The sequence below is a fragment of the Aequorivita sediminis genome, from assembly GCF_032080575.2.
Classification (GTDB): Bacteria; Bacteroidota; Bacteroidia; order Flavobacteriales; family Flavobacteriaceae; genus Aequorivita; species Aequorivita sediminis.
Map to the genome: position 1 here is coordinate 219,524 of NZ_JAVLSO020000003.1, position 23,124 is coordinate 242,647.

Below are 23,124 nucleotides of genomic sequence, written 5' to 3' on the forward strand. Positions count from 1 at the left end.
GCAAAAATTTTTAAATCATTCGATTGAAACTTTTTTAAGTGTGGTATTCGCATTGAACGTTGGAAAATACATTAGTTCAATTTTTGCAGGATTCAGAGTGTAATTCCCTGAATATCTCGGCACTAACTTTACTTCAAATTCGTGTTCGCCAACAGGTAAAAAATCACAAAAAATTGTAGCTTCGTTTTTAAAGTTTTCTCTATGGCTTTCAAACCTATTTTTTCTTTGTGTACTGGCGTAGGAGCATCCCCCTGGAATTGGTACGTTGATTAATACATAATCAGCATCTTTTTTAATATTCACTTTTACCAGCAGTGTAACCTCCTGTCCTCCTTTTAAGGTGTTGCTATTCGTATCTTTAAATTGGGTGCTTATATCGAAATCTCCTGCTTTTTTATCGGGATTGCTCTCCCAAAACGATTGATAGCTTGTGAAGTAAACTGGAAAGTCGCCGGTTTTTTTAATCGAAATGTTTTGATTAGGTGCCAAGGTAAAATCGAAAGGAAAAGTTTCAATGACCTTAGAGACATCACCTTTAATGATGAGTTTCGGGGAAGTGGGTTTTGTACCGTCTTGAATAAAATTGTCGAGAATAGTTTCTACGATTTGAGCCGACTCAAAGGTGTTTCGCCAATATCCGGGTTGGCGTCTCTCAAAAAAGTAGTTTCTGATTTTCGAGAGGTCAGCGGTATAGTCTAAGGTGTCGGCTTTCAAGATTTTGTAGGTCAATAAAGTATTTTGGATGTTGTTGTTCAATATGGTTGAAATGTTTTTGGCATCTGAAAAATATACATTACCGAAAAGTGTTGTTCTCCTGTGTTGAAGGATCGAATCTAGTTTATATTCCATCCCATGCATTTGTTGAAGCTCAGTGAGCATGAGTCGCTCATTAAATTGGATTTGTTTCTTTTCTTCTAATTTTTCGATGTATTTGGGATAATCCACTTGGGCGTCCAGCAAATTTAACGCTCTTAAAATTCGGTACGTCTCATCGAAGTTTGATGAAGTCTCCAATCTCCAGATCATTTCTTGGACGGTTTTGGTTGGATTTAGTTTTACTGTGTAACCATTATCTCTTGCCAATGCTAAAGCCTCGAGTACTTGCAGACTGATCCAATAACTGTCTTTTGAGTTTTTCCACCACCCCCATAAACCTGAATGTTTTTGATTTTTTAGTAATCGTGAAATGTGCTTTTCGATACGTCTTTCATTTTTAAAAGGCACTTCTTTAAATGTAGCTAATTTTTTCTGCATTAACAGCATTTTGAGTTTGGAGGCTATTTGCTCGTTGCAGAGGTATTTATAATTAATAACGTGATCCATTTCCTCATCGAGAATTTCCAAGATATCGGCTCGCGCATAAAGTCTTACCGTGCCATAATCTGGATGGAAGGATAAATCGATTTTTTTGTTTTCTTCCAATACATAAAACTGACCTTTTGTTTGATAAAGACCTTGAGGATATACCGGAATCTCTCTTAATTCCCCATCATAATATCCATCGGGTTTTTCTAATGTGTATTTCACCGAAATAGAATCCTTTGGAGTAATCATCAAGGTGTCGATAACAGCATTTTTAAAATGCTCTATTTTTGAAAATTGAACAATATCGTTCACCGAATAAGTAATGGTTGCTTCTTGCTCAGATTCTGTGTAATTGAGTGACTTCCCTATAGCATAGGTGGTATCCTGCACTACTAAAAATCTTGGAATAGCAATTTGCGCCATTAAAGGCTTATAGGATTTAATCGATTTTTTTGTTTGCCCTGATTGTTTCTTTCCATTCATGGCTAGATAGAAGGTTTCCCAATTTGTAATGTCGTCTGGAAAAGTTACATTAAAACTGACTTTTCCGTTTATGTCAGTCTTGAGCTTTGGTTGCCAAAAGGCGTCGTCCGAAAAATTTTGCCTCAACGAACTTCCGCCTAGTGCAGTTTCATAAAATGTGCTATCAAAATCTGCTCCTTTGTCTTGCAACTTCAGCGTTGAAAGCAAGGCCTCATCACTAAGCTCAATAACAACTACCCCGTTGGCACCTCTTGCACCATACAAATTAGTTGCTTCCAATCCCTTTAAAATATTTATAGATGTAATTTGATCGCTGTTTATTTTAGCGAAATCCCCAGTATAAATCATCCCGTTAATAATATATAATGGCTCGGAGTCGCTGGATAAACTCCCCATTCCTCTAACTGTTATATCATGTGCAGCCCCAGGTGTAATTTCCACTCCACTCGCTTTTCCGGCTAATGTTTGTTCAATTTTTAAGCCAGAAAGAGAACCCACAGAGCTTCTTGAATTAGAATAAGCAGTTACAACAACTTCCTCTAGACTAGCTCCTGCTTCTAATTGAATATCCATTATATCTCCTTCGGGAATCATTTCTTGAGAATCGAAACCTACATAAGAAAATATCAACACTTCTCCCTCATTTATAAAGATGGTAAAATTACCGTCGAAGTCGGATTGAACACCTCGAGAAGTCCCTTTTACAATAATATTCGCTCCAGGCAAAGGAAGGCCAGTATCATCCATTATAGTTCCGTCGACCCTTATACTGCCTTCAGGACTAAAATAATTTTGAAGCGTCGAATTAATTTGGTCTAAGCCAGTGGTTCTGGATTTTTCATCCGATTTGCCTGAGGAAATTATATTTTGAATAATTTCGTCAAGAGTCTCACTAAAAGCATTTTGATCTAAGACCTTAGGTTTATAGATTCTGATGAAGTTTAGGCCATTGACACCCACTGAGATATCATCAACTACGTGGTATTTTTTATCTGGATAAAAGAATATCAGTTTGTATTTTCCTTTGTTCAGTTGATGGAATATACGGGAATTACCGGCATAAACTCTGACGAAATTTGGGTCATCTTGCTTAAAGACAAAAATATTTAAAAGTGCTTCTTCGAAATTATCTTCATTTTCTATCTTGATGGATAACCTGCCAAAACCCAAGGTGGTGTTTTTTGGGTTTTGAAAATAGTCCCAAGTTGTACGGGTTGTTGTAATAGATTTTTGGTACAAATCATTAATTTTTTCTGAAGTCAATACCAAGTCGTGAAGCCTTTTAAGATTATTATAACCAAACCTATTATATAAACGTGTTGGAAAACGTGACTTGTTATAAGGCCTCAATTTCATCATACCACCTTGAAAATCATATTCAAAATAAGGTTCATGAATAAACTCATTTTTGATGCTATCACGCATTCTGAAAGTTACATTTCCAGAAACAGGTCCCGCCAAACTGTAGTAACTATAGCCTGCATTATATGACAAGAGTTGAGTGTTTTCGCCATATTGAATGAAGGCAAATCTTTTGTGAAAAGTATTCCGATAAGGAAAAATATAGCGATAAAGCAGTCCTTGCTCTTGAATACTCAACTTGTTTTTCGCTTTTTTCTGTTCAACATCTTCTATAGAAATGGTTTCATCTAGACTGAATATCACTTTTTGATTTTCAGGAAAATACACGTTGTTCAAGGTGAATGTGTTCTTGCTTGTTCGCAGTTCAACCTGATGATATCCCGGTCTAACGTTAAAAGAATAAGGACGTTGATTGGTGGACCAATTGAAATAGACAGGTTTGTTGTCTACATAAATAACATGGATTGGAACTGGTTTTCCATCTGAAAACACAAAAGGCGCAAACTGTGTAATGGAATCTTTAGAATAAAATGAAGTTCGGTATATGTCATTTCCTGGGTATAGGAATTTGTAGTATTCAATGGAATCCAAACCTGCTTTGTTGTTCCAATATTTAAAATCCAATTGGCGATCCTTGGCCTGGTTTAACTTATTACCGTTTAAACTGAAGGTATTGATAATATTTCTGCTCTTTCTTTTTTTTCCTAAATAGGGTAGGTGGGGAGGGTAATGCCCAAATTTTTTGGTCAGGGAATAAGCCGTGATATCAACGCCTTCAACAGGATTTCCTTTGTAATCGGTAACAGACAATTCGATTGTGGAATTCTGGCCAGGGTAGACCAAATTAGGTTGATCTACTTCAATAGTTAAAGCCTTGTCCTTGATGGGAACTGATATGTTCTCAGTTTTTACTTCTCCACCCCAAATATATTGTATCGCAATTTGATAATCTTCGAGAGAGTTTAGAGGTTCTGATAGTTGAAGTTTATAGGTATATCCCGATGAAAGCTTTTGATTTTTTAAATATATACTGTAATTAAAAAACAAATTTCTCGGATTGATAACTTCAAGTTTGATTGAATCTGACGTCCGATTTCCAGAGATTTGAAGAAGCGAAGACTTATCTGAGATATTGTATTGCAGCTCTTCATCTCCAGATTTTAAAATGTAATTTGAATAGAACGGGTTCAGCTTTAATTTTATGGGTGTTTCTCCTTCAAAAACCAAAGTTTCATTGCCAAAATTATCTTGCCCGAATACCTCTGCTTTTCTATTTGTGGACAAACCGTTATACTTAAAAGTAATATTGATGGAATCGACTTTCAATTCGGCTTCTAAGCTTTCATTTAAATGGTAATAAGTTACATTTTCACTTTTCAGAATCAGTTCGTTGTCTGAGGTTAAAAGCTTTACGTCCAATGCGTATTCAAAATTAGCAGGCGGGAAAAGCGAATCTGAAATTTCGATTTTTGTTTCCGAAGATGGTTCTAACATTTTTTCAAAATACCCGAGAGTGTCTGGTATAAAAAGTTTTTCCTTAAAATAGGATGTCGGTCTTTTGGGTTGTATTAAAATCTGAACTCGTGCATCTTGAAGTACCAATTCATTTTCATCGGTTGCTTTAATGTAAACTTCCAATGGTTTGTTTCTGTATTGATTTTTTTTGGGTAATCTAAGGTGTAGTTGGTTCTTTGCCAATTCGTAATCTTCATAACTAAATGAATTTGCAATCAAAGTTTGTTCCTTCCTATTCTTAAGTTGAATGGCATAATGGGTGTCGAGTCTGAGTTTGAGAGAATCGTGAAGAAAGAATTGATATTCATATCCTCCTTTATCATAAGGTGTTAATTTTGTCAAAGCTATATTTTGCCTATTCCCGTATAAGGAAACCGATACAGGTTTATCGTATGGTTTTCCTCTTTTATTAACCAAAAAACTTTTAAACTTAACGGTGTCTCCAGGTTTGTATTTAGGTTTGTTGAAAACCAAATAGCCTTTATAGTCTGTTCTTTTAGTTTGATAACAATGATAGTCATCAAAAAGACAGGCTACTTTGTTATAAATTCTAACAAAAAAGTTTTCAGTCCTTCTAATAGTTCCTTGTGACCAACCATCGGTAATAGATTTTACGGCATCTACAGGCAATTTGACAACAAATTCTACAGGAGTCCAAACATATTTCAACGGAGTACCGTACAAAACCTTTCTGGAATTTCTTCGGAAGGCAGAGTTGTTGTAATTTCTATCTAGGTAGTAATAGGAGGTTTTACCTAAATACGTAATTTGAAGGAGCCCTCTTTTATTTGTCTTTTTTAATGAAAAAGATTGAATGTGATCGTTGAATTTTATGGACTTGCCTTTGATCTTTACATCTGCATCACGAATTAAATGTCCATTCAAATCATATAGCTGAATAACTAGGTCTTGATAATTGTTTAACAGAAAAACTTCGAGATTCTGAACGGTAGCAATTTCGGATTTTTGAATATTCTTGTCTAAATATGTTTTTAAATAATGTCCAGGCTTTAAATTTTTGTCGTAGCTGTCTCCGGTTGCGAAAGAATCAATTAAAGTATGGAAATACTCTGTTTCAATGTCCACATTTCTTTTTGAATATATCTTTTTAGCTTCGTCATCAGAAATCTTGAAAATATACGTAAATGCGCTATTTTGTCTACTTTCCAATAGCATTTGTGCTGAGATAGAAGAGTAATAACTACAAAAGAAAATAATAAAGGTAAACTTCAGGATAACCTTTATGGTAAGGCGGGGACTATCGCTACAATGCATTTTATAAGTTAAGTTACAGTTTTTTTGTCGAGAAATTTACTCGATAGTTACCGCCAAGATAAAGAGATAGGTGTATATTGAAAATAACTATTATTGTTATCAAATATACCAAAATATATTCGAGGAATTATTACACCAAAGTTTTTTGAAACCCGGCTAATAAAACTTAGATATTTTCAATTTTCTTAGTGAGAATTAAGCGAGGAAAGATCTCACGGATTATTGCATCACAGCCTAAACCTTATTCAACTTAAGAGGAAGTCTTCTATGGTCTAATGAACTTAGATTTCCGATATTTACCAATTCCCTCAACAAACAATTACCTACATCAATGAATAACAAGCATGCTTTTTACCCAAATCAAAGATATACTAGTAAAGGTGAGCCAGAATTAGGGATAGGTATTTTAACGGAAACCAGTAACCGTCAAGTAAAAATATATTTCCCGCTTTCCAAGGAATATAGAGTATATGCCATAGAAAGTGCTCCTTTGCGCCGTGTAGTCTTTAAACCCGGAGATACTATTGTAGATTCAAACCAGAAATCCATGCTTATTGAGAATGTGAGAATGGTTAATGGATTTTATATGTATTACGATAAAAACCATAAGATTTCTGAAGCCGAGCTAGGTGATGTTACCGCAAGTTATGGAGTGGATGATAAGCTATTTATGGGAGATGTTGATTCACCACGCGCCTTTGCACTACGAAGAGAAACTTTAGAACACGAATACAATAGAAGAATTTCTCCCGTTTATGGATTTGTAGGCGGAAGGATAGATTTAATTCCACATCAACTTTATATCGCACACGAAGTGAGCTCCCGCTATGCCCCGCGTGTATTACTTTCAGATCAGGTAGGACTTGGGAAAACTATTGAAGCCTGTCTTATAATTCACCGATTATTGCTAAGCGGTCGAATTTCGAGAGTGCTGATTCTCGTTCCTGAATCTTTAGTACATCAATGGTTTGTTGAAGTATTGCGCAAGTTTAACATGTGGTTTAATATTTTTGATGAGGCTCGTTGTGAAGCTCTTGACGAAAGTGCACCGGAGAATAATCCATTTCTTGCCAATCAGTTAATAATTTGTAGTACAGCGTTTTTGGCAGGCTCAAAAAAAAGAACACGCCAAGCATTATCTGCCAGTTGGGATATGCTTGTGGTGGATGAAGCTCATCACTTGGAGTGGTCTGTGGACAAAGTAAGCCCAGAATACGCTGTGGTAGAACTGCTGAGTAAGGTGGCGAAAGGATTGTTGCTTCTTACCGCAACACCGGAACAATTGGGAATTGAAAGCCATTTTGCACGTCTTCGATTGCTAGACCCTATTAGATATAACAATTATGAGGATTTTATAAATGAATCAAAAGATTATAAAAATATTGCAACTATAGTTGAAAAACTTGATTTGGGCAAATCCCTAAGCACTAAGGAAATAAAAATTTTAGAATCTATTTTTTTCAGAGAACGCATTCAAGCTGTACTAAAGGGCGACGCAGTATCAAAACTTAATTTAATAGAAGACTTGTTGGACCAACACGGTCCTGGTCGAGTATTATTCCGTAATACTCGATCTGCTATGAGTGATTTTCCTAAACGAAAAGCACATTTAATTCCACTTGCAGTAAAGGATGATGAATCAATTTGGGTTGAAAGGCTTACCAAAGAGTTTGTAAAAGATATTAATACAGAACATCTTATAGAGGAAAAAGAATTTTGGTTTCAGGACGACCCACGATTGCTTTGGATTTTGAATATTTTAAAAGAAATTTCTCCCGATAAAACCTTATTAATTTGCAAAAGCAAAGAAAAAGTAATGGCTATAGAAGAAGCGTTAACAAAGCGTGCCAATTTAAATGTAGCTGTTTTCCATGAAGATCTTACTATAGTACAACGAGACAAAAATGCAGCTTGGTTTACCGATGCAGATGGAGCACAAATTCTTCTTTGTTCAGAAATCGGGAGTGAGGGACGTAATTTTCAATTTGCAAATCACCTCATACTATTTGATCTTCCGCTACATCCAGAATTGTTAGAGCAGCGAATAGGACGATTAGATAGAATAGGCCAAACTAAAAATGTTAATATTTATATTCCATATCTAGTTAATACTCCACAGCATAAACTTGTACGATGGTATCACGAAGGGCTAAATGCATTTGAAAAAAATATTGAGGTTGGTCATGAAGTTTTTAAATTATTTGGAGATCGATTGCTAAATATTTGTAACTCTTCAGCATTCACAGAAGAAGATTCAGCATTAGAAGCCTTAATTGTTGACACAACCATCTTTCAAAAGGAACTTCAAGAAAGACTTTCATATGGACGTGATAAGTTGCTTGAAATGAATTCATTTAGACCAAAGGTTTCTCATGAATTGATTAGACAAATTAAGCAAGAAGATCGTGACAAAAATCTTGAAATATACCTAACCAAGGTCTTCAGGTATTTTAATATGGAAATGGAAGATTTAGCTTATAGAAGTTATTTTCTACATCCAGCTTCTGTTACTACAGAGGCATTTGCATCAATTCCACGGGAAGGTATCGGAGTTACTTTCGATAGAAATCATGCTTTGAGTAGGGAAGACCTGAGTTTTTTAAGTTGGGACCATCCTATTACCACAGAGTGTATTGAAATGGTGCTAACCTCAGGAATTGGAAGTGCTAGTTTCGGTATCCTTCGAAATACTAGTAGTCGTGGCCTTATAATGGAGTTCCTTTATATGTTAGAAACCTCAAGAAAACAAGGAGTATTTATAGATCGTTTTCTCCCCAATACTCCAATACGTATTGTGGTAGACCTTAATGGTAAAGAAGTAACCGATCAATATCCTGTTGAATTTTTAAACAAGAATTTGGCTGCTGGTCAGATAGAACCTCTGCTAGATAATGAAGCGCTGGTAGAAACAATCCTACCCAAAATGATAGCAGCTGCAACAAATATTGCCGAAACACAAAGTTTGAAAAAGAAAGAAATTGGTTTACATAAAATGAATACGACTCTTAATCACGAAATCGAGCGATTAAAAACTTTAAAGAGCAATAATAGTAACATTAGACAAGAAGAAATTCAAACAGCTCTTGACGAGCAGCAAGAATTATCTATTCTTATTAAAAATGCAAGAATTAGGATGGATGCAGTTCAGCTAATAATAATAGAGTAGTTGCTGAATACAATACATTTAAAAGGTAGGACGTAAATCGTCGGACGCATTTCAACCCCATCAATCTTGTAGACCTTTGGGGGCTGAAAACGCGCAGCCCAGGATGCCATAAAAATAGAATTTTAGTAGTTTTGAAATATATGGAAATGAAAGCGAATACAGAAAACTTATATAAACACGTGGCCTTTTTGACTTCCATATACCCTTATCGGAACTATAAAAATATTGAAAGCCTTCAAAAAACAGCCACATATATAGAGGAACAACTTAAAGATATCGGTTTACCTACAGCTAGGCAAAAATGGGAAGCTAAAGGAAATATATATGAAAATGTTATCGCGACCTACCAATCACAAAAATCAAAAAGATTTATAATTGGCGCTCATTACGACGTTTATAAAGAAATTGCTGGTGCCGACGATAATGCAAGTAGTGTAGCTGGCTTGTTAGATATATCACGTATGCTAGCTGAAAGTAGTTTAACCTTAGATTACGGAATTGATTTTGTGTTTTTCTGCTTAGAGGAACCTCCGTTTTTTAAAACAAGTAAAATGGGGAGTTATATTCACGCAAACTCAATCACAAATAGCAATATAGACTATATAGGGATGATAGCGCTTGAAATGATTGGCTATTATCGTGAAACTAAAGTTAAAGATGAAGACAATTCATTTCACAAAAATCAATTGATAGTTTCTGGTATAAAACGATTTGATTTCTTTAATAGAAAAGTCTCTCAGTTGTTAAAAGCGAATGGTACAATGGATTCCCGGCGTATTTCTTTTGCAGAGCACTATCCAAATAACGGTCCTTCCGATCATCGCAATTACTGGCAATTCAATATTCCAGCTGTGATGGTGATAGGTACAGGGGGAGAGGGAAATCCCAATTATCATACAGCTACAGATACCATTGAAACATTAGATTTTGAGATTATGACAAATGCAGTGAACAGTATTGCACATGCTTTGTTTAATTTTTAGGAATAAATTATAGGTAAAAGAATAATGTTTTAAACCAGTTCCACCAAAATATGAACTGACCAAAATTTGTTCTTTGCTCGGTTTGTGTGGTGTTCTTCAAACTTAATTTTCACACTTGGCATCGCTATTTTTATTATCCAAATTGGCTCAAAAATATTTGCTTAGAAATCTCAGATAAAATCAGATAAAACTAGATAATAGTAAATTTATATTTATTCTTCTTCTTTCGCACCTCTATTGGGTGGTTTAGGCAACTCTTTAATATCCTTTTTATTTCTATCTTTTTCTACTTCGCCGTATTGATTGTGGTCGCGTTTTTTATTAAATCCGTCTGTTGTATCACCCATGATTAATTGTTTTAAATTAGAAAACGATTTTTAAGTATTAAAACTAAAAATTTGCCTGTTGAATAAAAGCTTATTTGTAAAAGATTATAACACAATTAAAAATATTTTAACAGCAGTGATGTGAATTTATTTTTTTTGAAAACAGAACTCTTTGGGGTATTTTTTAAAATAGAAAATTATTGCCACCAAATTATAAATACAACTATAAATCCACAATTAGCTCGACATAATTACTCACACATTTATATTTTGTTTTATGGATTTCGTGAATCTCCTAAAGTCGATTCGGTTGACGATATAGACCTAAAGGCGCTATATCTGCATCTTTGTAAAATAGAATGAAAATGTTCTATTCGCTATTTTACCTACATGAACACATTTGTTCTATAATTTATATTATGTAAAATATTTGAAATAGAGCTATTCCTCTTCAGATATAATTTTGTTTAATGTTTTATCAATCTTCTTCTTTTCCGCCTTAGTTTTCATATTTTCATCTTTCTCTAACTTCAATTCCCCATCACCTTTTATGTTTAATTCATCAGTCTTGTCGGTTTTACCAAAGTTTGACGACTTTCTATATTCATCTTGGAAATCTGCATGTTTCTTTTTATCACTCATAGCTCTATTGTTTATTGTTTTTAAAATTTCCGTTGAAAGCAAATTCATCTTGTGACATTCTTTCACGCTTTTCTTTTAACTCTTGTTTTCTTAGATCCTCAGGTAAATCTTCAGGATTACCACCAAAATAGCCAAAAGCTATCGCTGTAGTTACATGATAATCATCGGTAAACCCAAATTCTTGTTGGGCTTTCTTAAAATCTACTCCAGCCATTTGATGGACTGCAATTTCCATACTATTTGCTTGTTGGATTACATTCCCCATAAATAGCCCTAAATCGTGTAAGGCGTGAAAGTTATCCACATCTCTATTATTCATGGTTTTTTTATAGGCGTTAATCCATAGTAACTGTGAATTCCCCGCCCAACTACTATTAAATTCGTCTAAGCAATTAAAAATTCGATCGTACATTTCTGTACCTTTTAATCCCCATATTACACGCCATGGCTGAATATTTGAAGCGCTTGGCGCCCAACGTCCAGCTTCTAGCAATATTTTTACTTGTTGTTCGGTAATGGGTTTATTAGAAAAGACCCTTGGACTCCATCTATCTTTGATACTTTCTAAAATTGGGTAATCAGTTGGTGTAGTTTTATTTACTTTCATACGTTTTAAATATTTTTATTAAAATTAATCAGTTAATGACTGGCTAAAAAGGATTTAAAAAAGATTTAACGGAAATATAATTTATTAACAGATCTGTTGTATATTTTAACATGATTTACACCTAAATTTAGCCGAAAATTTTCGCGATGTTAGTATGGGGTGTATTTATAGCATTTATAATTTTATTTCTAGCCTTAGATTTAGGGGTATTTAATCGTACTCCGCATGTAATTAAAACCAAAGAAGCGGCAATTTGGACTTCTATTTGGATAACTATTGCCTTAGGTTTTTCTGGCATAATCTTTTGGTTGTTTTCTGAAGGGCTAGTTGAAAATCCTACAGAGCTTACTCCACAAAATGCAGTTCTTAAGTATATCACTGGATATTTAATCGAGCTGTCGTTAAGTATTGACAATGTATTTGTAATAGCTGTTGTATTTTCATCCTTTGCTATTCCTCAAAAATATCAACATGAGGTATTGTTTTGGGGAATTTTAGGCGCGATAGTTTTTAGAGCGTTAATGATATTTTTTGGTGTAGCTCTCATTAACAAGTTCGATTGGATAATCTACGTTTTTGGTGCTTTCCTTTTACTTACGGCTTTTAGAATGTTAATTCATAAAGAGTCTGAATTCGATCCAAAAAAATCGAAAGTATTTCGATATATGAAAAAACTCTTTCCTATAAGTTATAAAATGGATGGAGATAAATTTTTTATAAAACGAATGGGAATACGAGCAGCCACTCCCCTTTTCGTGGCTTTAATAATTATAGAATTAACCGATATTCTTTTTGCTTTAGACAGCATTCCTGCAATACTTGCAATTACATCCGATCCATTTATTGTTTTTAGCTCTAATATCTTAGCAATTCTAGGACTTCGCTCTATGTATTTTTTAATTTCTAGAATGTTGACGAAGTTCAGATTCATAAACTATAGCTTGGTTATTATTCTTGCATTTGTCGGTATTAAAATGCTACTATCACATAATGTAGAAATACCCGAATGGCTTTCACTTGGAATTATAGGCATATCTTTGGCTGGAGGTGTATTAGCGTCTTTGTTAATTCCAGATTCTAGTAATACACCAATTAAGGACGATTAATTTCACAAAAAGCTATTAAAAGTTTGGAATGGATTTTATGCTATTGTATCTTTAATATTCAAATTTTAAATACATAAAATATGACTATCAATTTTGAATATCACGAGGTAACCGCAAGTCCAAGGTTAGAAGCTTTATTGACAGAAAGGTTAAATAAACTGGAATCTAAATACGACTCTATAGTAAGTGCAGATGTTTATTTCAAAAAAGAAAATAGCAGCAATCCAGAAAAAGGTAAAATTTGCAGTGTACGTTTAAGCGTGCCAGGCTCTAATATTTTTGCTGAAACATCAGCAGCATCATTTGAGGCCTCTGTGGCAAAGGTTTCAACAGAGCTTAGAACACAACTACAAAAGCGAAAAGAAAAACTACAAGCACATTAATTATATATAATATGGGAGTTATAGCACGTGACGAAAATCAATTAACATTAATATACAGCAGTAATACACGTGTAGGGGCACATACGTTGAGTTATCTTACAGGTATTGAGAAACCGTATTTAGCAGTTGATATTGCTAAAACCAAGGTTGGAGATACCCAATGGGTGGAAATAGCAAAGGCACTTGGAGTGAAAGTTGGCGACCTTGTTGACACTCGTGAGCTTGATCTCAATTCTGATAACACCTCGGATTTTAACACTGAGGATTGGATAAAAATTATTCAAAGTAATGACTTTGTAATTTCGAATCCTATTGCTATAAATGGCGATAGAACAAAACAAATTGAGAATCCTACAGAAATATTAGCGTTTTTTGAAGTTGAATCTGCAGGTTTGGAGCAAAGTCCATCCAACGACACGCAACCAGATATAACACCTACTTCCGAAAACGAAAATTTTATAGAGTAATAAAATTTATCAACTGTTTTTATTAGTATTTAGGAATCTAGTCCTTTGCACTAATAAAAACAGTTTTTTTATACCAAGTAAAACTCAGTAACTGTTAACTAGGAATACCTAATTATTCCGTTTTCTGTTTGATTAAATTAATTACATCATTCAGATTTCTGAGTTTTTCGAGATCTTCATTTTTTATTTCGATATCAAATACATCTTCTACATCTAAAACAATATCTATTAAATGAGCTGAGTTGATATTCAATTCTTTTGTAAGATCACTTTCTCTATTAACTTCCATTTTAGAAACATCTTCTGGTAAGTAGTTCTTAATAATTGGTTCAATTTTTTTATATATAATTTCTGAAGTCATATTTTATTTATTTTTTGAAAATAACACAGGCGTTGACATCTCCAAACCCAAAACTCGCCTTGGCCATAACATTAAATGATTTGTGTAACGTTTGTGTTGGAATTTTATCAATAGAAATGTTTTTTAGTATTTCAGGGTGTATTGGTTCACAGTTAAGATTTTGAAAAATAAATCCTTCCTTCATTTGTACTAATGCCGAAACTATTTCAATACTAGCACTAGCACCTATACAATGCCCTATTGCACCTTTTAAGGAATTTATATAAGGAAAGTTATTTCCATTTCTATTAAGTGCTTTACACCAACTTTCAATTTCCTCTGGGTCTTTGGAAGTTGCTGTTAAATGACCATTTATATATTCAATATCTTTTCCTTCAATTTTTGAATCAACTAAGGCTGCTTGAATACATTTTATAATAGCTTTATTATTAGGAGCTGTCATAGTTCCTTTACCTCTTTGTCCACCGTTATTAACGGCACCCCCTAAAACTTCTGCATAAATTGTAGCTCCTCTTTTTTCCGCACTCGTTAACGATTCTAATAGATACGCCCCTGCTCCACTTCCTGGTATAAATCCTTTTGCAGCTTCACTTAAAGGACCCGGCACTTTTCCAGGAGCATCGTTATATCTATAATTAGAAACTCTTAGAGCGTCAAAACCAGCCCAAATATAGGGGCCGTGATCACTTGTACTCCCACAAAGCATTTGCTTGGCTTTGCCAGTTTTTATTCTTTCGTAACCTAATAGTAGCGCTTCAGTACCCGTGGAACAGGCAGATGAATTTGTTGTAACCATATTTCCTGCTCCAATTAAACCCCCTAAATAAGCACTAATTCCGCTAGTCATTATTTGTTGAACGGTATTACTACTTAACCTACGTGAGTTTTTATCATCTACTTTGTGTATGCTTTCTCTAAACTTTTCTACGCTACTTACACCGGTTCCGAAAATAATTCCTAAATCCCATAATGGTTCATCATCAATTTTAGCTGCTGGAATTTTCGCATCTTTTAGAGCGTCCATTCCTGCAATAATACCATATAAAATATTACTACTTTTAAAATTCCGTAGCTGTAGTTCTGTAAGATACTCCCTCTTTTTTTCTTCAGTAACTTTAGGAATGGCCCCTAAATGACAAGAAAACTTTAAATCTTCTAATTCAGAATAATATCGAATTCCCGAATTACCGTTTTGTAAAGCTTTTGTAAAATCGGGTAGCCCCACTCCTATTGGGGAACATACACCTAAACCAGTTATTACAACTCTATTATTCATACTTCTTTACCATTCCGCTTAATTCACCATTCGCTACGAGCTCCCCTTTTTCATTAAACATCCTAATCTTGCATTTTAATTTATTAAATCTAAAGTAAACCTTTTCTGAAACAACTTTTACTTTTTCTCCCGGAAACACAGGGATAAAAAAGTCGACTTGAGAGCTGCTAAATGCAACTGCTGTTTTCTCAGATATCTTTTCTGAATTTAATAAATATATTCCCAAACACACAAGGCCGATTTGAGCCATACACTCTATTAGGATTACTCCAGGTGTTACAGGATTTTCTTTAAAATGACCTTTGTAAAAATATTCGTGCTTTTTAAACGTGTAGTAGCCCTCAGCCCTTTCCGAAGAAATCTTAGTGAGTTCGTCCACAAATAAAAATTCGGGTCCGTAAGGGAGTATTTTGATTATATTATCGCGCTTCAAATTTTACTTTTTTGTTTACCGAAGACTTTCGCCACCATCAACTTTTATTATTGTTCCATTGATCCACTTAGCCTCATCTTTGCAAAGTAAAAATACCACATTGGCGACATCTTCTGCTTGCGTCATTCTTTTAAATGGATTCCTGAATTTACTCATTTCCGCTAATTTCCCACTACCTGGAATCATTTTAAAGGAAGCTGTTTGTGTGGTACCGGCTTGAATACAATTAGTTGTAATATTAAATGGTGCAAGTTCTACAGCCATACTTCTCATTAAAGATTCTAAAACCGATTTTGCAGCTGAAACTGCCGCGTATCCAGGCCAAACCCTAGTATTTCCTTCACTTGTAAAAGCTAGATTTCTAGCACTATCTGAAAATTTATTGTTTTGGATTAAAGCTTGAGTCCACTCGTACCAACTAGTGGCCATCGCATGTATGGTTATATCTAAATCTTGTTTTTCAAGATTAGCTCCATCGTCAGTCATAGATTTTAAACTTCCTTTCGCAATACTATGCAATAACAGCTTCACACTCATTTCTGGTAATTCAGAAATTATTTGATTTCGTACCTCTCTGTTTAATGCATCCTTATTAAAAGTTTTTATATCTATTCCTAACGCTTTTAATTTAGAAACTTCAGCTTCAAATTCAGGTATGTAACTTTTTCTATCTCTATGAACAATACAAATATTCATTCCTTCAGTAGCGAGTTTTATAGCAGTTGCAAGCCCTAAACCACTACTACCACCTAAAATCACTGCCCATTTATTTTTAAAATTCATAGTCTTTACCTTAAAACTTTAACAATATGCGCTGAGCCGAAAATCCTGGGCCAAAGCTCAACATAAGTCCATAGGAGCCAGCTTCAAGATTTCGTGTCATAAATCTTTCTAGAACAAAAAGTACAGTGGCACTACTCATGTTTCCATAGAGCCTTAACACTTCCTTGGTATCGGTAATATTCTTTCCTAATTTACCAAAAAGTTCTTCCACGGTTTCTACAATTTTCCTCCCTCCTGGGTGGAAAATTAGGTGGTCTATTTTTTCGATTGCCAGATCATTCGTTTTTAAAAATGGGTGAATGATTTTAGGAAAGTGTTCTGCTATTTTTTCGGGAACTTCCTTATCAAGTATCATTTGTAAGCCTGTATCAACAAGTTTAAATCCCATCATATCCGTTGCATCATAAAAATGATACATTTCATCGGCAATTATTTCAGGCCCAGTGTCGTCTTCACACGAAGATAACAATACACAGGCAGCACCATCTCCAAATATTGCGGTACTTACAATATTTGCCATTGAGTAATCATTAATTTGAAAGGTTGCAGTAGGAGCTTCAATTGACACTAAAGCAGCTCTTTTTCCCGGATTCGCTTTTAAGAAATTTCGAGCATAGATTATTCCAGATACTCCAGCGGCGCACCCCATTTCAGTTACAGGTAAACGCACAACATCATCCCTCATTTTTAGGTCATTAATTAAATAAGCATCCACCGAAGGAATCATAATTCCTGTACAACTTACGGTAATAATAAAATCAATATCAGTAGCCTTCCAATTTGCTTGGTTTAGTGCTGTTTGGAGGCATTCTTTGCCCATTTTTTTTATTTCCTTAATGTATATATTATTACGAGATTCAAAACTAGGATTTTTAAATACATCTACAGGGTTCATAATAGAATAGCGTTTGTCCACCCCTGCTCCTTCCATTATTTTTATTACTTTACGTTTATATCGATTATCTTGGTTGCTCATCCAATTTTTGACTAGCTCAATGATCTCAGGTGTTTCTCTACAATGTTGAGCTACTTGAGTCGATACTGTTGTAATTTTTACCATTATTTATTTTTATTTATAATCCATTGAAATCTAAAGGCCCAACACCAACGGATAGTACTTTTTTGATTTGGAATGTGCTCTGAAAATCTTACAAGTTCATTCTTTTTAAAACCTCTTGCGATGGATATTAAACCGTCGTATCTAGCTGTTTTTGTTTTCAGAAATAATTTATGTACCAATTTAAACAAATTAAATGCTAGTTTACTTCTTTCTAAATCATTTATAACTATCCCTAATCGTGACTTGACCAAAAACTTTTTTATTAACTTTTCTATTTCTTCATTTTTGAAGTGATGAAGAAATAATGTACATAAAATAATATCGCTTTCAGGTATTGCTTCTGTATTGTTTACGACATCCATATTAAGAAATGAAATATTTGAATAACCAACGCTTTTGGATTCGGCTATTTCTAATATGTTTTCATTGAAATCTATACCAATAAGCTTAAATCTTAAATTTTGCTTTACAAAATAATCAGCACATTTTCTTAGCATTTCTCCATCACCACACCCAATATCAAGTATTGTAACAGTACTGTCTCTAGAGTGATTTTTTATTAACTTTTTAACCCCATCAATGGTAATGTGATTGCCCCCCAACCACTTGTTTATAGCTTTTAAGTCAAGCAGTAGATTATTCAATTCATCTCCTTGAAAATCCAAACTGTCCATCACTTCTTTTTGAGAAGATCTATTTTTATGGCTGAAACTAATCATTTAGTAGGATTACCATGTGTTTTTTTAATTAGTATAGGAATTATTGATGGAAATGTTTTGGCTACGGAAAATCCAATTTTTGAACTATGGGGATTCATCAGCAAGTTTTGAATAAATCTTCCTGTTTTTAGCCTATTACCGAATTCAGTGTACCATGAATGTGTGTAACTTTCTTCTAATGTTTCTCTGTTGAAACTATCTTTTTTCATGGCTTCTATAAATAAATTTGAAAATATTTGAGCACTTCTAATGGCCATAGCCATTCCATTTCCGCATAAAGGATGAATTAATCCAGCACTATCACCAATCATAAAGATATGATTTTCTACTGGTTTCTTTTTTTGAAATGAAACTTGACTAATAGTAATTGATTTCTCGAAAATGGGGGTTGCAGTATTAAAAAATTCTTTTAGAAATGGGTTTTTACTCATTTCGTTACGCTGAAAAGCATCAATATCACTATATTTTTTAAATGCGCTAAAAGTGGTTAAATAACAAGCATTCACGGCACTTGTCTCAATTTTACTAAGGCCACAATATCCACCATTAAAATTGTGCAAAGCCACAGTATCCTCGGGAAAATCAAAGTTATAATGCCCCTTAATGGCAAGCCAAGGTGATTTTTGCAATATAAATTCTCTTTTTAAAAACGAATCGATATTGGATCTTTTTCCAAATGCTCCCACCACAAAATCTGCATTAAATATTTTTTTGTTTTGAGTGGATACTTCGAAATTATTTTTTTGAAAAACTACTTTCTCGACCGTTTCAAATATTACTTCTATTTTATTTTTTAAAGATTTATAAATTAAATCATCAAAAGCGTAACGACTAATTCCGAAGCCCCCTAATGGAAGGTTTGTGTTAAGTGTATTACCTTCTAAATTCGTAATATTGAATTTTGTGATTTTTTTCGCTCCGATAGAAAAAGGATCAATGTTTAACGATTTTAGGTATGGTAAAATTTCATTACTTACATATTCACCGCATACCTTATGGTTTGGATATGTATTCTTTTCTATCAAACATATCTTTAAATTATGATTAGATAAATGTAAAGCAGTGGTAAGGCCTGCAAGACCTCCCCCAATTATAATTAAATCCCATTTATTTTTTTTAACCATAATATCTAATAAAAATAAAAAATCCCGCTCCGATTATGGGCGGGATTTAAAATACTTTCAAATTTTAATTATTCTCCAGCTTCGTTCTTTGCATCATTCTTCATTTTTTCATTTGGAACAATAGCAATGTTTACACGTCTGTTTTTAGCTCTTCCTTCTACAGTACTATTATCTGCTATAGGAGTGTCAGGTCCGAACCACTTAGTAGTAATTCTTCCAGAACTAATTCCTTTTTGAGCAACGAAATAATTAGTTACTGAATTAGCTCTATCTCTAGAAAGTGTCATGTTAAAATCTCTTGGACCAGTACTATCGGTATGTCCTACTACCAAAATATTAGTATCAGGATATTCTTTTAATACATTTGCCAATCTATCAAGCGTTTCTTGAGATTGAGTATTTAAATTATACTTGTTCGTAGCAAAATAAACACCACTGTTTTCATCAAAAGTAACTACAATTCCATCATCAACTCTTTCTACTTGAGCTCCTGGAATTTCCTCTTCAATTTTTTGTGCTTGTTTATCCATTTTGTTACCGATAATTACACCGGCACTACCACCAACTACACCACCAATTACTGCTCCTAGCTCACTGTTTCCTCCTTTACCAATATTATTTCCTAATATGGCACCAAGAACAGCTCCACCAGTAGCACCAATTACGGCGCCTTTTTGTTTATTATTTGCGTTTCTAGTTGCTTCACAGCTTCCTAAGCTTATTACTAGTGTAAATGCTAAAGCAACTATTGCGGTTTGTTTGAAAAAAGTCTTCATAAGTTCTTATTCGTTTATTTTAGAAAAGTTCATATTAATTTTAAATGGTTTACCATCGAGATTTACAGTTTGCTCCCAACGCATTGAATTTTCATTGAGTTGAGTTAAACGCAATCTATAACCAGCATTCGTATCTGATTTCCCTTTGGCATTAGTAGGTTTTAGTAAGAAATCGTATAACCCACTTGTTGGATCTATTTCTTGAATAGTAAAAATAAAGTTACGTTCACCAGTAGGACAATTAGAGTTTTCGATACTGTATCTACCAGTATTATTGTTAGGGATAAAACGCCACATACTGCCTTCAAAACATTCTGCAGATGTGTCATTAAACATTGTAACGTTAAAAGTACCAGACGAATCGTATGAAATTTCATCTAAATTCCAGTAACCTTTAATTACTTTTCGAGATTCTTGTACTGTTTTTGGGGTACCGCAAGCAAAAGCGGTTGCTGCAACTAGTGCAAGCATTATTAATTTTTTCATAATTTTAAAATGTGATTTGTTTGTAAATAAATTGGTTAGAATAACTCTATTTTCTAAATAGTCTAGAAAGTAGAGACAGCACTAGTAATACAATAAAAATCCAAAAAATAATCATTGCGATGTCAGTTGCACCATCTGCGATGCCCCCGAATCCAAAGATTCCAGCAATTATTGCTATTACTAAGAAAATAATAATCCAGCGTACCATATTGTTTAGTTTTAATGATTAGTATTTCACTAAAGTAAACAACAATTTTAGCGTTTGTATTTCCTTTATCTAAAGTTTAACAGAGAGTGTTAAATGATTAATAAGATAATAAGTTAAATAGTTCTTTTTTAAATTTTCCTTTAGAAAGGTACCCTTTTTCAAGGTTTGCGGCAAAAGGGATTGGCGTTTCTAAACTAGCCACACGCTTTACGGGTGCATCCAAGTGTTCGAAACAATTCTCCGTAATTAATGCTGAAATATCAGATGCTATTCCTCCAAATATAGAATCTTCTTGTAGAATTATGACCTTTCCAGTTTTCTTTGCAGATTTGTATATAGTATCGGTATCTAAAGGCATAAGTGTTCGTAAGTCTATAAGGTCTGCCTTGACTTCAAGATTTTGCTCAAGAGTTTCAAGCGCCCAATGTACTCCTGCTCCATAAGTTATAATAGTAATATCTTCTCCTTCATTTAGCAAGGCTGCTTTTCCAATTGGCAAAGTGTAATAATCTGTCGGAACATCTTGTCGGATACTTCTATACAGTGCTTTATGTTCAAAGAAAAGGACTGGGTTTGGATCTTCAATACTCGTTGCTAATAATCCCTTTGCATCATAAGGAAAAGCAGGATATACAACTTTTAATCCCGGAGTATGTGTAAACCAAGCTTCATTTGTTTGACTGTGGAATGGTCCGGCACCTACCCCTGCTCCACAAGGCATTCTTATTACAACATCAGCTTTTTCGTTCCAACGATAATGACTTTTTGCTAAATAATTAACTATTGGGTTAAACCCAGAACTAACAAAATCCGCAAACTGCATTTCTACAACTGCTTTATAACCATTTATTGAAAGCCCCATTCCCGCAGATACAATAGCTGACTCACATATGGGAGTATTTCTAACTCTATCTTTCCCGAATTGCTCTACAAACCCGTCGGTGATTTTAAAAACCCCACCGTATTCCGCTACGTCTTGTCCCATTATTACAAGGTTGTCGTGGCGTTCCATGGATTGTTTTAAGCCTTGAGAAATTGCATCAATTAATCTAATGTTTTCTTTTTCTATATTTTCTCTAACTTCCTGATAGTTAAATGATTTATAAACATCATTTAATTCATTAGTTTCAGAAAATTCAATTACAGGTTCTGCAAATGCTATCTCTAAATTTTCGTCAATTTCACGTTTAAATTCATCTTTAAACTCTTTGATTTTTTCTTCAGTAAGGATACTTTCAGCTAATAAATAGTTTTCAAAATTCACTAGTGGATCCCGATCTTCCCACTTTTCAATTAATTCTGAAGGAACGTATTTTGTACCACTAGCTTCTTCGTGACCTCGCATTCTAAAAGTTTTAAACTCTAAAAGAACTGGACGAGGATTTATACGCATATCCTCTACAACACTTTTAAGTGTAGTGTATACTTCAAGAATATTATTGCCTTCAATAATATGTGATTCCATTCCGTAGCCTACACCCCGGTCTGCTATGTTTTTACAATTGTATTGCTCATTTGTAGGGGTTGAAAGTCCGTAACCATTGTTCTCAACACAAAACAAAACCGGCAGTTGCCATACTGAAGCAACATTTAATGCCTCGTGTATATCACCTTCGCTCATCCCGCCTTCTCCCGAAAATACTGCACATACCTTATTGTTGCCTTTTAATTTATTAGCCAATCCTATTCCATCAGCAACGCCAAATTGTGGTCCTAAGTGCGAAATCATACCAATAATATGGAATTCTTGTGTTCCAAAATGGAAACTTCTATCTCTACCTTTTGTAAAACCGTTGGCTTTTCCCTGCCACTGTGAAAATAATCTGTGTAAAGGAATCTCACGAGTAGTAAAAACCCCTAGGTTTCGGTGCATTGGTAAGATGTATTCATCTTTTTCTAATACAGACGTTACACCAATAGAAATTGCTTCCTGCCCTATTCCACTAAACCATTTTGAAATTTTTCCTTGACGAAGAAGAATTAGCATTTTTTCTTCAATTGTACGCGGCTTCAACATAGCGCGATACAGTTTTATTAAAGTAGAGTCATCAAGACCTTTTCGGTCGTAATTATAGAATATTTGTGGAGTTGTTTCAGTTTTCATCTTAAAAAGTTATAACAATCAAAATTAGGAAAAAACCCGTATCTAACAGGATTATTATAGCAAATTTTAACTTCGTATAAACTTTATCAATTTGGTATATTTGTAAAACTAAAAATTATTGAGAATTGTAAGAATTTTAAAATAGCTTTTAATAGTTATACAAAAATGTAGTTG

20 protein-coding genes are annotated in these 23,124 nt (G+C 34.1%); 5 read left to right on the forward strand and 15 right to left on the reverse strand.

Annotated elements, in window-relative coordinates; translation table 11 throughout:
- Positions 1 to 15: 15 nt before the first annotated feature.
- A complete protein-coding gene (locus RT250_RS07115) occupies positions 16 to 5,835 on the reverse strand; it encodes an alpha-2-macroglobulin family protein (protein ID WP_313113445.1) in 5,820 nt (1,939 codons plus the stop codon).
- A 436-nt stretch (positions 5,836 to 6,271) separates the two neighbouring features.
- On the opposite strand from RT250_RS07115, the gene rapA reads away from it, so the two are divergent.
- Both rapA and RT250_RS07125 read left to right on the forward strand, forming a co-directional pair.
- Positions 6,272 to 9,106 (forward strand): RNA polymerase-associated protein RapA, encoded by a 2,835-nt coding sequence (gene rapA, locus RT250_RS07120; protein WP_313113446.1) that lies wholly within the window; start codon positions 6,272 to 6,274, stop codon positions 9,104 to 9,106.
- 146 nt (positions 9,107 to 9,252) lie between these two features.
- On the forward strand, positions 9,253 to 10,089 hold the full coding sequence (locus RT250_RS07125) for a M28 family peptidase (protein WP_313113448.1): 837 nt from the start codon (positions 9,253 to 9,255) through the stop codon (positions 10,087 to 10,089).
- 212 nt (positions 10,090 to 10,301) lie between these two features.
- Here RT250_RS07125 and RT250_RS07130 read toward each other — a convergent pair whose 3' ends face one another.
- The 3 genes from RT250_RS07130 to RT250_RS07140 all read right to left on the reverse strand — a co-directional run bounded on the left by RT250_RS07130 (position 10,302) and on the right by RT250_RS07140 (position 11,664).
- Positions 10,302 to 10,436 (reverse strand): hypothetical protein, encoded by a 135-nt coding sequence (locus RT250_RS07130; RefSeq protein WP_313113450.1) that lies wholly within the window; start codon positions 10,434 to 10,436, stop codon positions 10,302 to 10,304.
- Positions 10,437 to 10,856: 420 nt separating this feature from the next.
- A complete protein-coding gene (locus RT250_RS07135; protein ID WP_313113451.1) occupies positions 10,857 to 11,057 on the reverse strand; it encodes a hypothetical protein in 201 nt (66 codons plus the stop codon).
- 4 nt (positions 11,058 to 11,061) lie between these two features.
- Positions 11,062 to 11,664 (reverse strand): nitroreductase family protein, encoded by a 603-nt coding sequence (locus RT250_RS07140; RefSeq protein WP_313113452.1) that lies wholly within the window; start codon positions 11,662 to 11,664, stop codon positions 11,062 to 11,064.
- 146 nt (positions 11,665 to 11,810) lie between these two features.
- On the opposite strand from RT250_RS07140, the gene RT250_RS07145 reads away from it, so the two are divergent.
- The 3 genes from RT250_RS07145 (at position 11,811) to RT250_RS07155 (ending at position 13,620) form a co-directional block, all read left to right on the forward strand.
- The gene (locus RT250_RS07145) at positions 11,811 to 12,770 is read left to right on the forward strand and encodes a TerC family protein (protein WP_313113453.1); all 960 of its coding nucleotides are present in this window, start codon (positions 11,811 to 11,813) and stop codon (positions 12,768 to 12,770) included.
- An 80-nt stretch (positions 12,771 to 12,850) separates the two neighbouring features.
- Positions 12,851 to 13,153, forward strand: a complete 303-nt coding sequence (gene hpf / locus RT250_RS07150; protein WP_237607030.1) for a ribosome hibernation-promoting factor, HPF/YfiA family — start codon at positions 12,851 to 12,853, stop codon at positions 13,151 to 13,153.
- Positions 13,154 to 13,164: 11 nt separating this feature from the next.
- A complete protein-coding gene (locus RT250_RS07155) occupies positions 13,165 to 13,620 on the forward strand; it encodes an arsenate reductase family protein (RefSeq protein WP_313113456.1) in 456 nt (151 codons plus the stop codon).
- 112 nt (positions 13,621 to 13,732) lie between these two features.
- Here the strand turns inward: RT250_RS07155 and RT250_RS07160 are convergent, their stop codons facing one another.
- From RT250_RS07160 to RT250_RS07210, 11 genes are all read right to left on the reverse strand, one after another.
- Entirely contained in the window at positions 13,733 to 13,981 is a 249-nt protein-coding gene (locus tag RT250_RS07160) for an acyl carrier protein (RefSeq protein WP_313113458.1), read from the reverse strand.
- 7 nt (positions 13,982 to 13,988) lie between these two features.
- Complete coding sequence (locus RT250_RS07165) at positions 13,989 to 15,257, reverse strand: beta-ketoacyl-[acyl-carrier-protein] synthase family protein (protein WP_313113460.1); 1,269 nt, start codon at positions 15,255 to 15,257, stop codon at positions 13,989 to 13,991.
- The gene (locus RT250_RS07170) at positions 15,250 to 15,690 is read right to left on the reverse strand and encodes a 3-hydroxyacyl-ACP dehydratase FabZ family protein (RefSeq protein WP_313113462.1); all 441 of its coding nucleotides are present in this window, start codon (positions 15,688 to 15,690) and stop codon (positions 15,250 to 15,252) included. The genes RT250_RS07165 and RT250_RS07170 overlap by 8 nt, the downstream gene beginning before the upstream one ends.
- Positions 15,691 to 15,705: 15 nt before the next feature.
- On the reverse strand, positions 15,706 to 16,473 hold the full coding sequence (locus tag RT250_RS07175) for an SDR family oxidoreductase (protein WP_313113463.1): 768 nt from the start codon (positions 16,471 to 16,473) through the stop codon (positions 15,706 to 15,708).
- 10 nt (positions 16,474 to 16,483) lie between these two features.
- Entirely contained in the window at positions 16,484 to 17,536 is a 1,053-nt protein-coding gene (locus tag RT250_RS07180; protein WP_313113909.1) for a type III polyketide synthase, read from the reverse strand.
- Positions 17,533 to 18,252, reverse strand: a complete 720-nt coding sequence (locus RT250_RS07185) for a methyltransferase domain-containing protein (RefSeq protein ID WP_313113465.1) — start codon at positions 18,250 to 18,252, stop codon at positions 17,533 to 17,535. The genes RT250_RS07180 and RT250_RS07185 overlap by 4 nt, the downstream gene beginning before the upstream one ends.
- Positions 18,249 to 19,376 carry an NAD(P)/FAD-dependent oxidoreductase gene (locus RT250_RS07190; protein ID WP_313113466.1) on the reverse strand — a complete coding sequence of 376 codons (1,128 nt, stop codon included), beginning with the start codon at positions 19,374 to 19,376 and terminating at the stop codon, positions 18,249 to 18,251. The genes RT250_RS07185 and RT250_RS07190 overlap by 4 nt, the downstream gene beginning before the upstream one ends.
- Before the next feature lie 68 nt (positions 19,377 to 19,444).
- Positions 19,445 to 20,152: a YiaD family glycine zipper/OmpA-like lipoprotein gene (locus tag RT250_RS07195; protein WP_313113468.1), complete on the reverse strand. Its 708-nt coding sequence runs from the start codon at positions 20,150 to 20,152 to the stop codon at positions 19,445 to 19,447.
- Positions 20,153 to 20,158: 6 nt separating this feature from the next.
- Positions 20,159 to 20,638, reverse strand: a complete 480-nt coding sequence (locus tag RT250_RS07200; RefSeq protein ID WP_313113471.1) for a lipocalin family protein — start codon at positions 20,636 to 20,638, stop codon at positions 20,159 to 20,161.
- Positions 20,639 to 20,684: 46 nt separating this feature from the next.
- Positions 20,685 to 20,846: a DUF1328 family protein gene (locus RT250_RS07205; protein WP_139854662.1), complete on the reverse strand. Its 162-nt coding sequence runs from the start codon at positions 20,844 to 20,846 to the stop codon at positions 20,685 to 20,687.
- Between the two features lie 97 nt (positions 20,847 to 20,943).
- Positions 20,944 to 22,950, reverse strand: coding sequence for an alpha-ketoacid dehydrogenase subunit alpha/beta (locus RT250_RS07210; RefSeq protein WP_313113473.1), 2,007 nt, complete (start codon positions 22,948 to 22,950; stop codon positions 20,944 to 20,946).
- Positions 22,951 to 23,124: the final 174 nt, after the last annotated feature.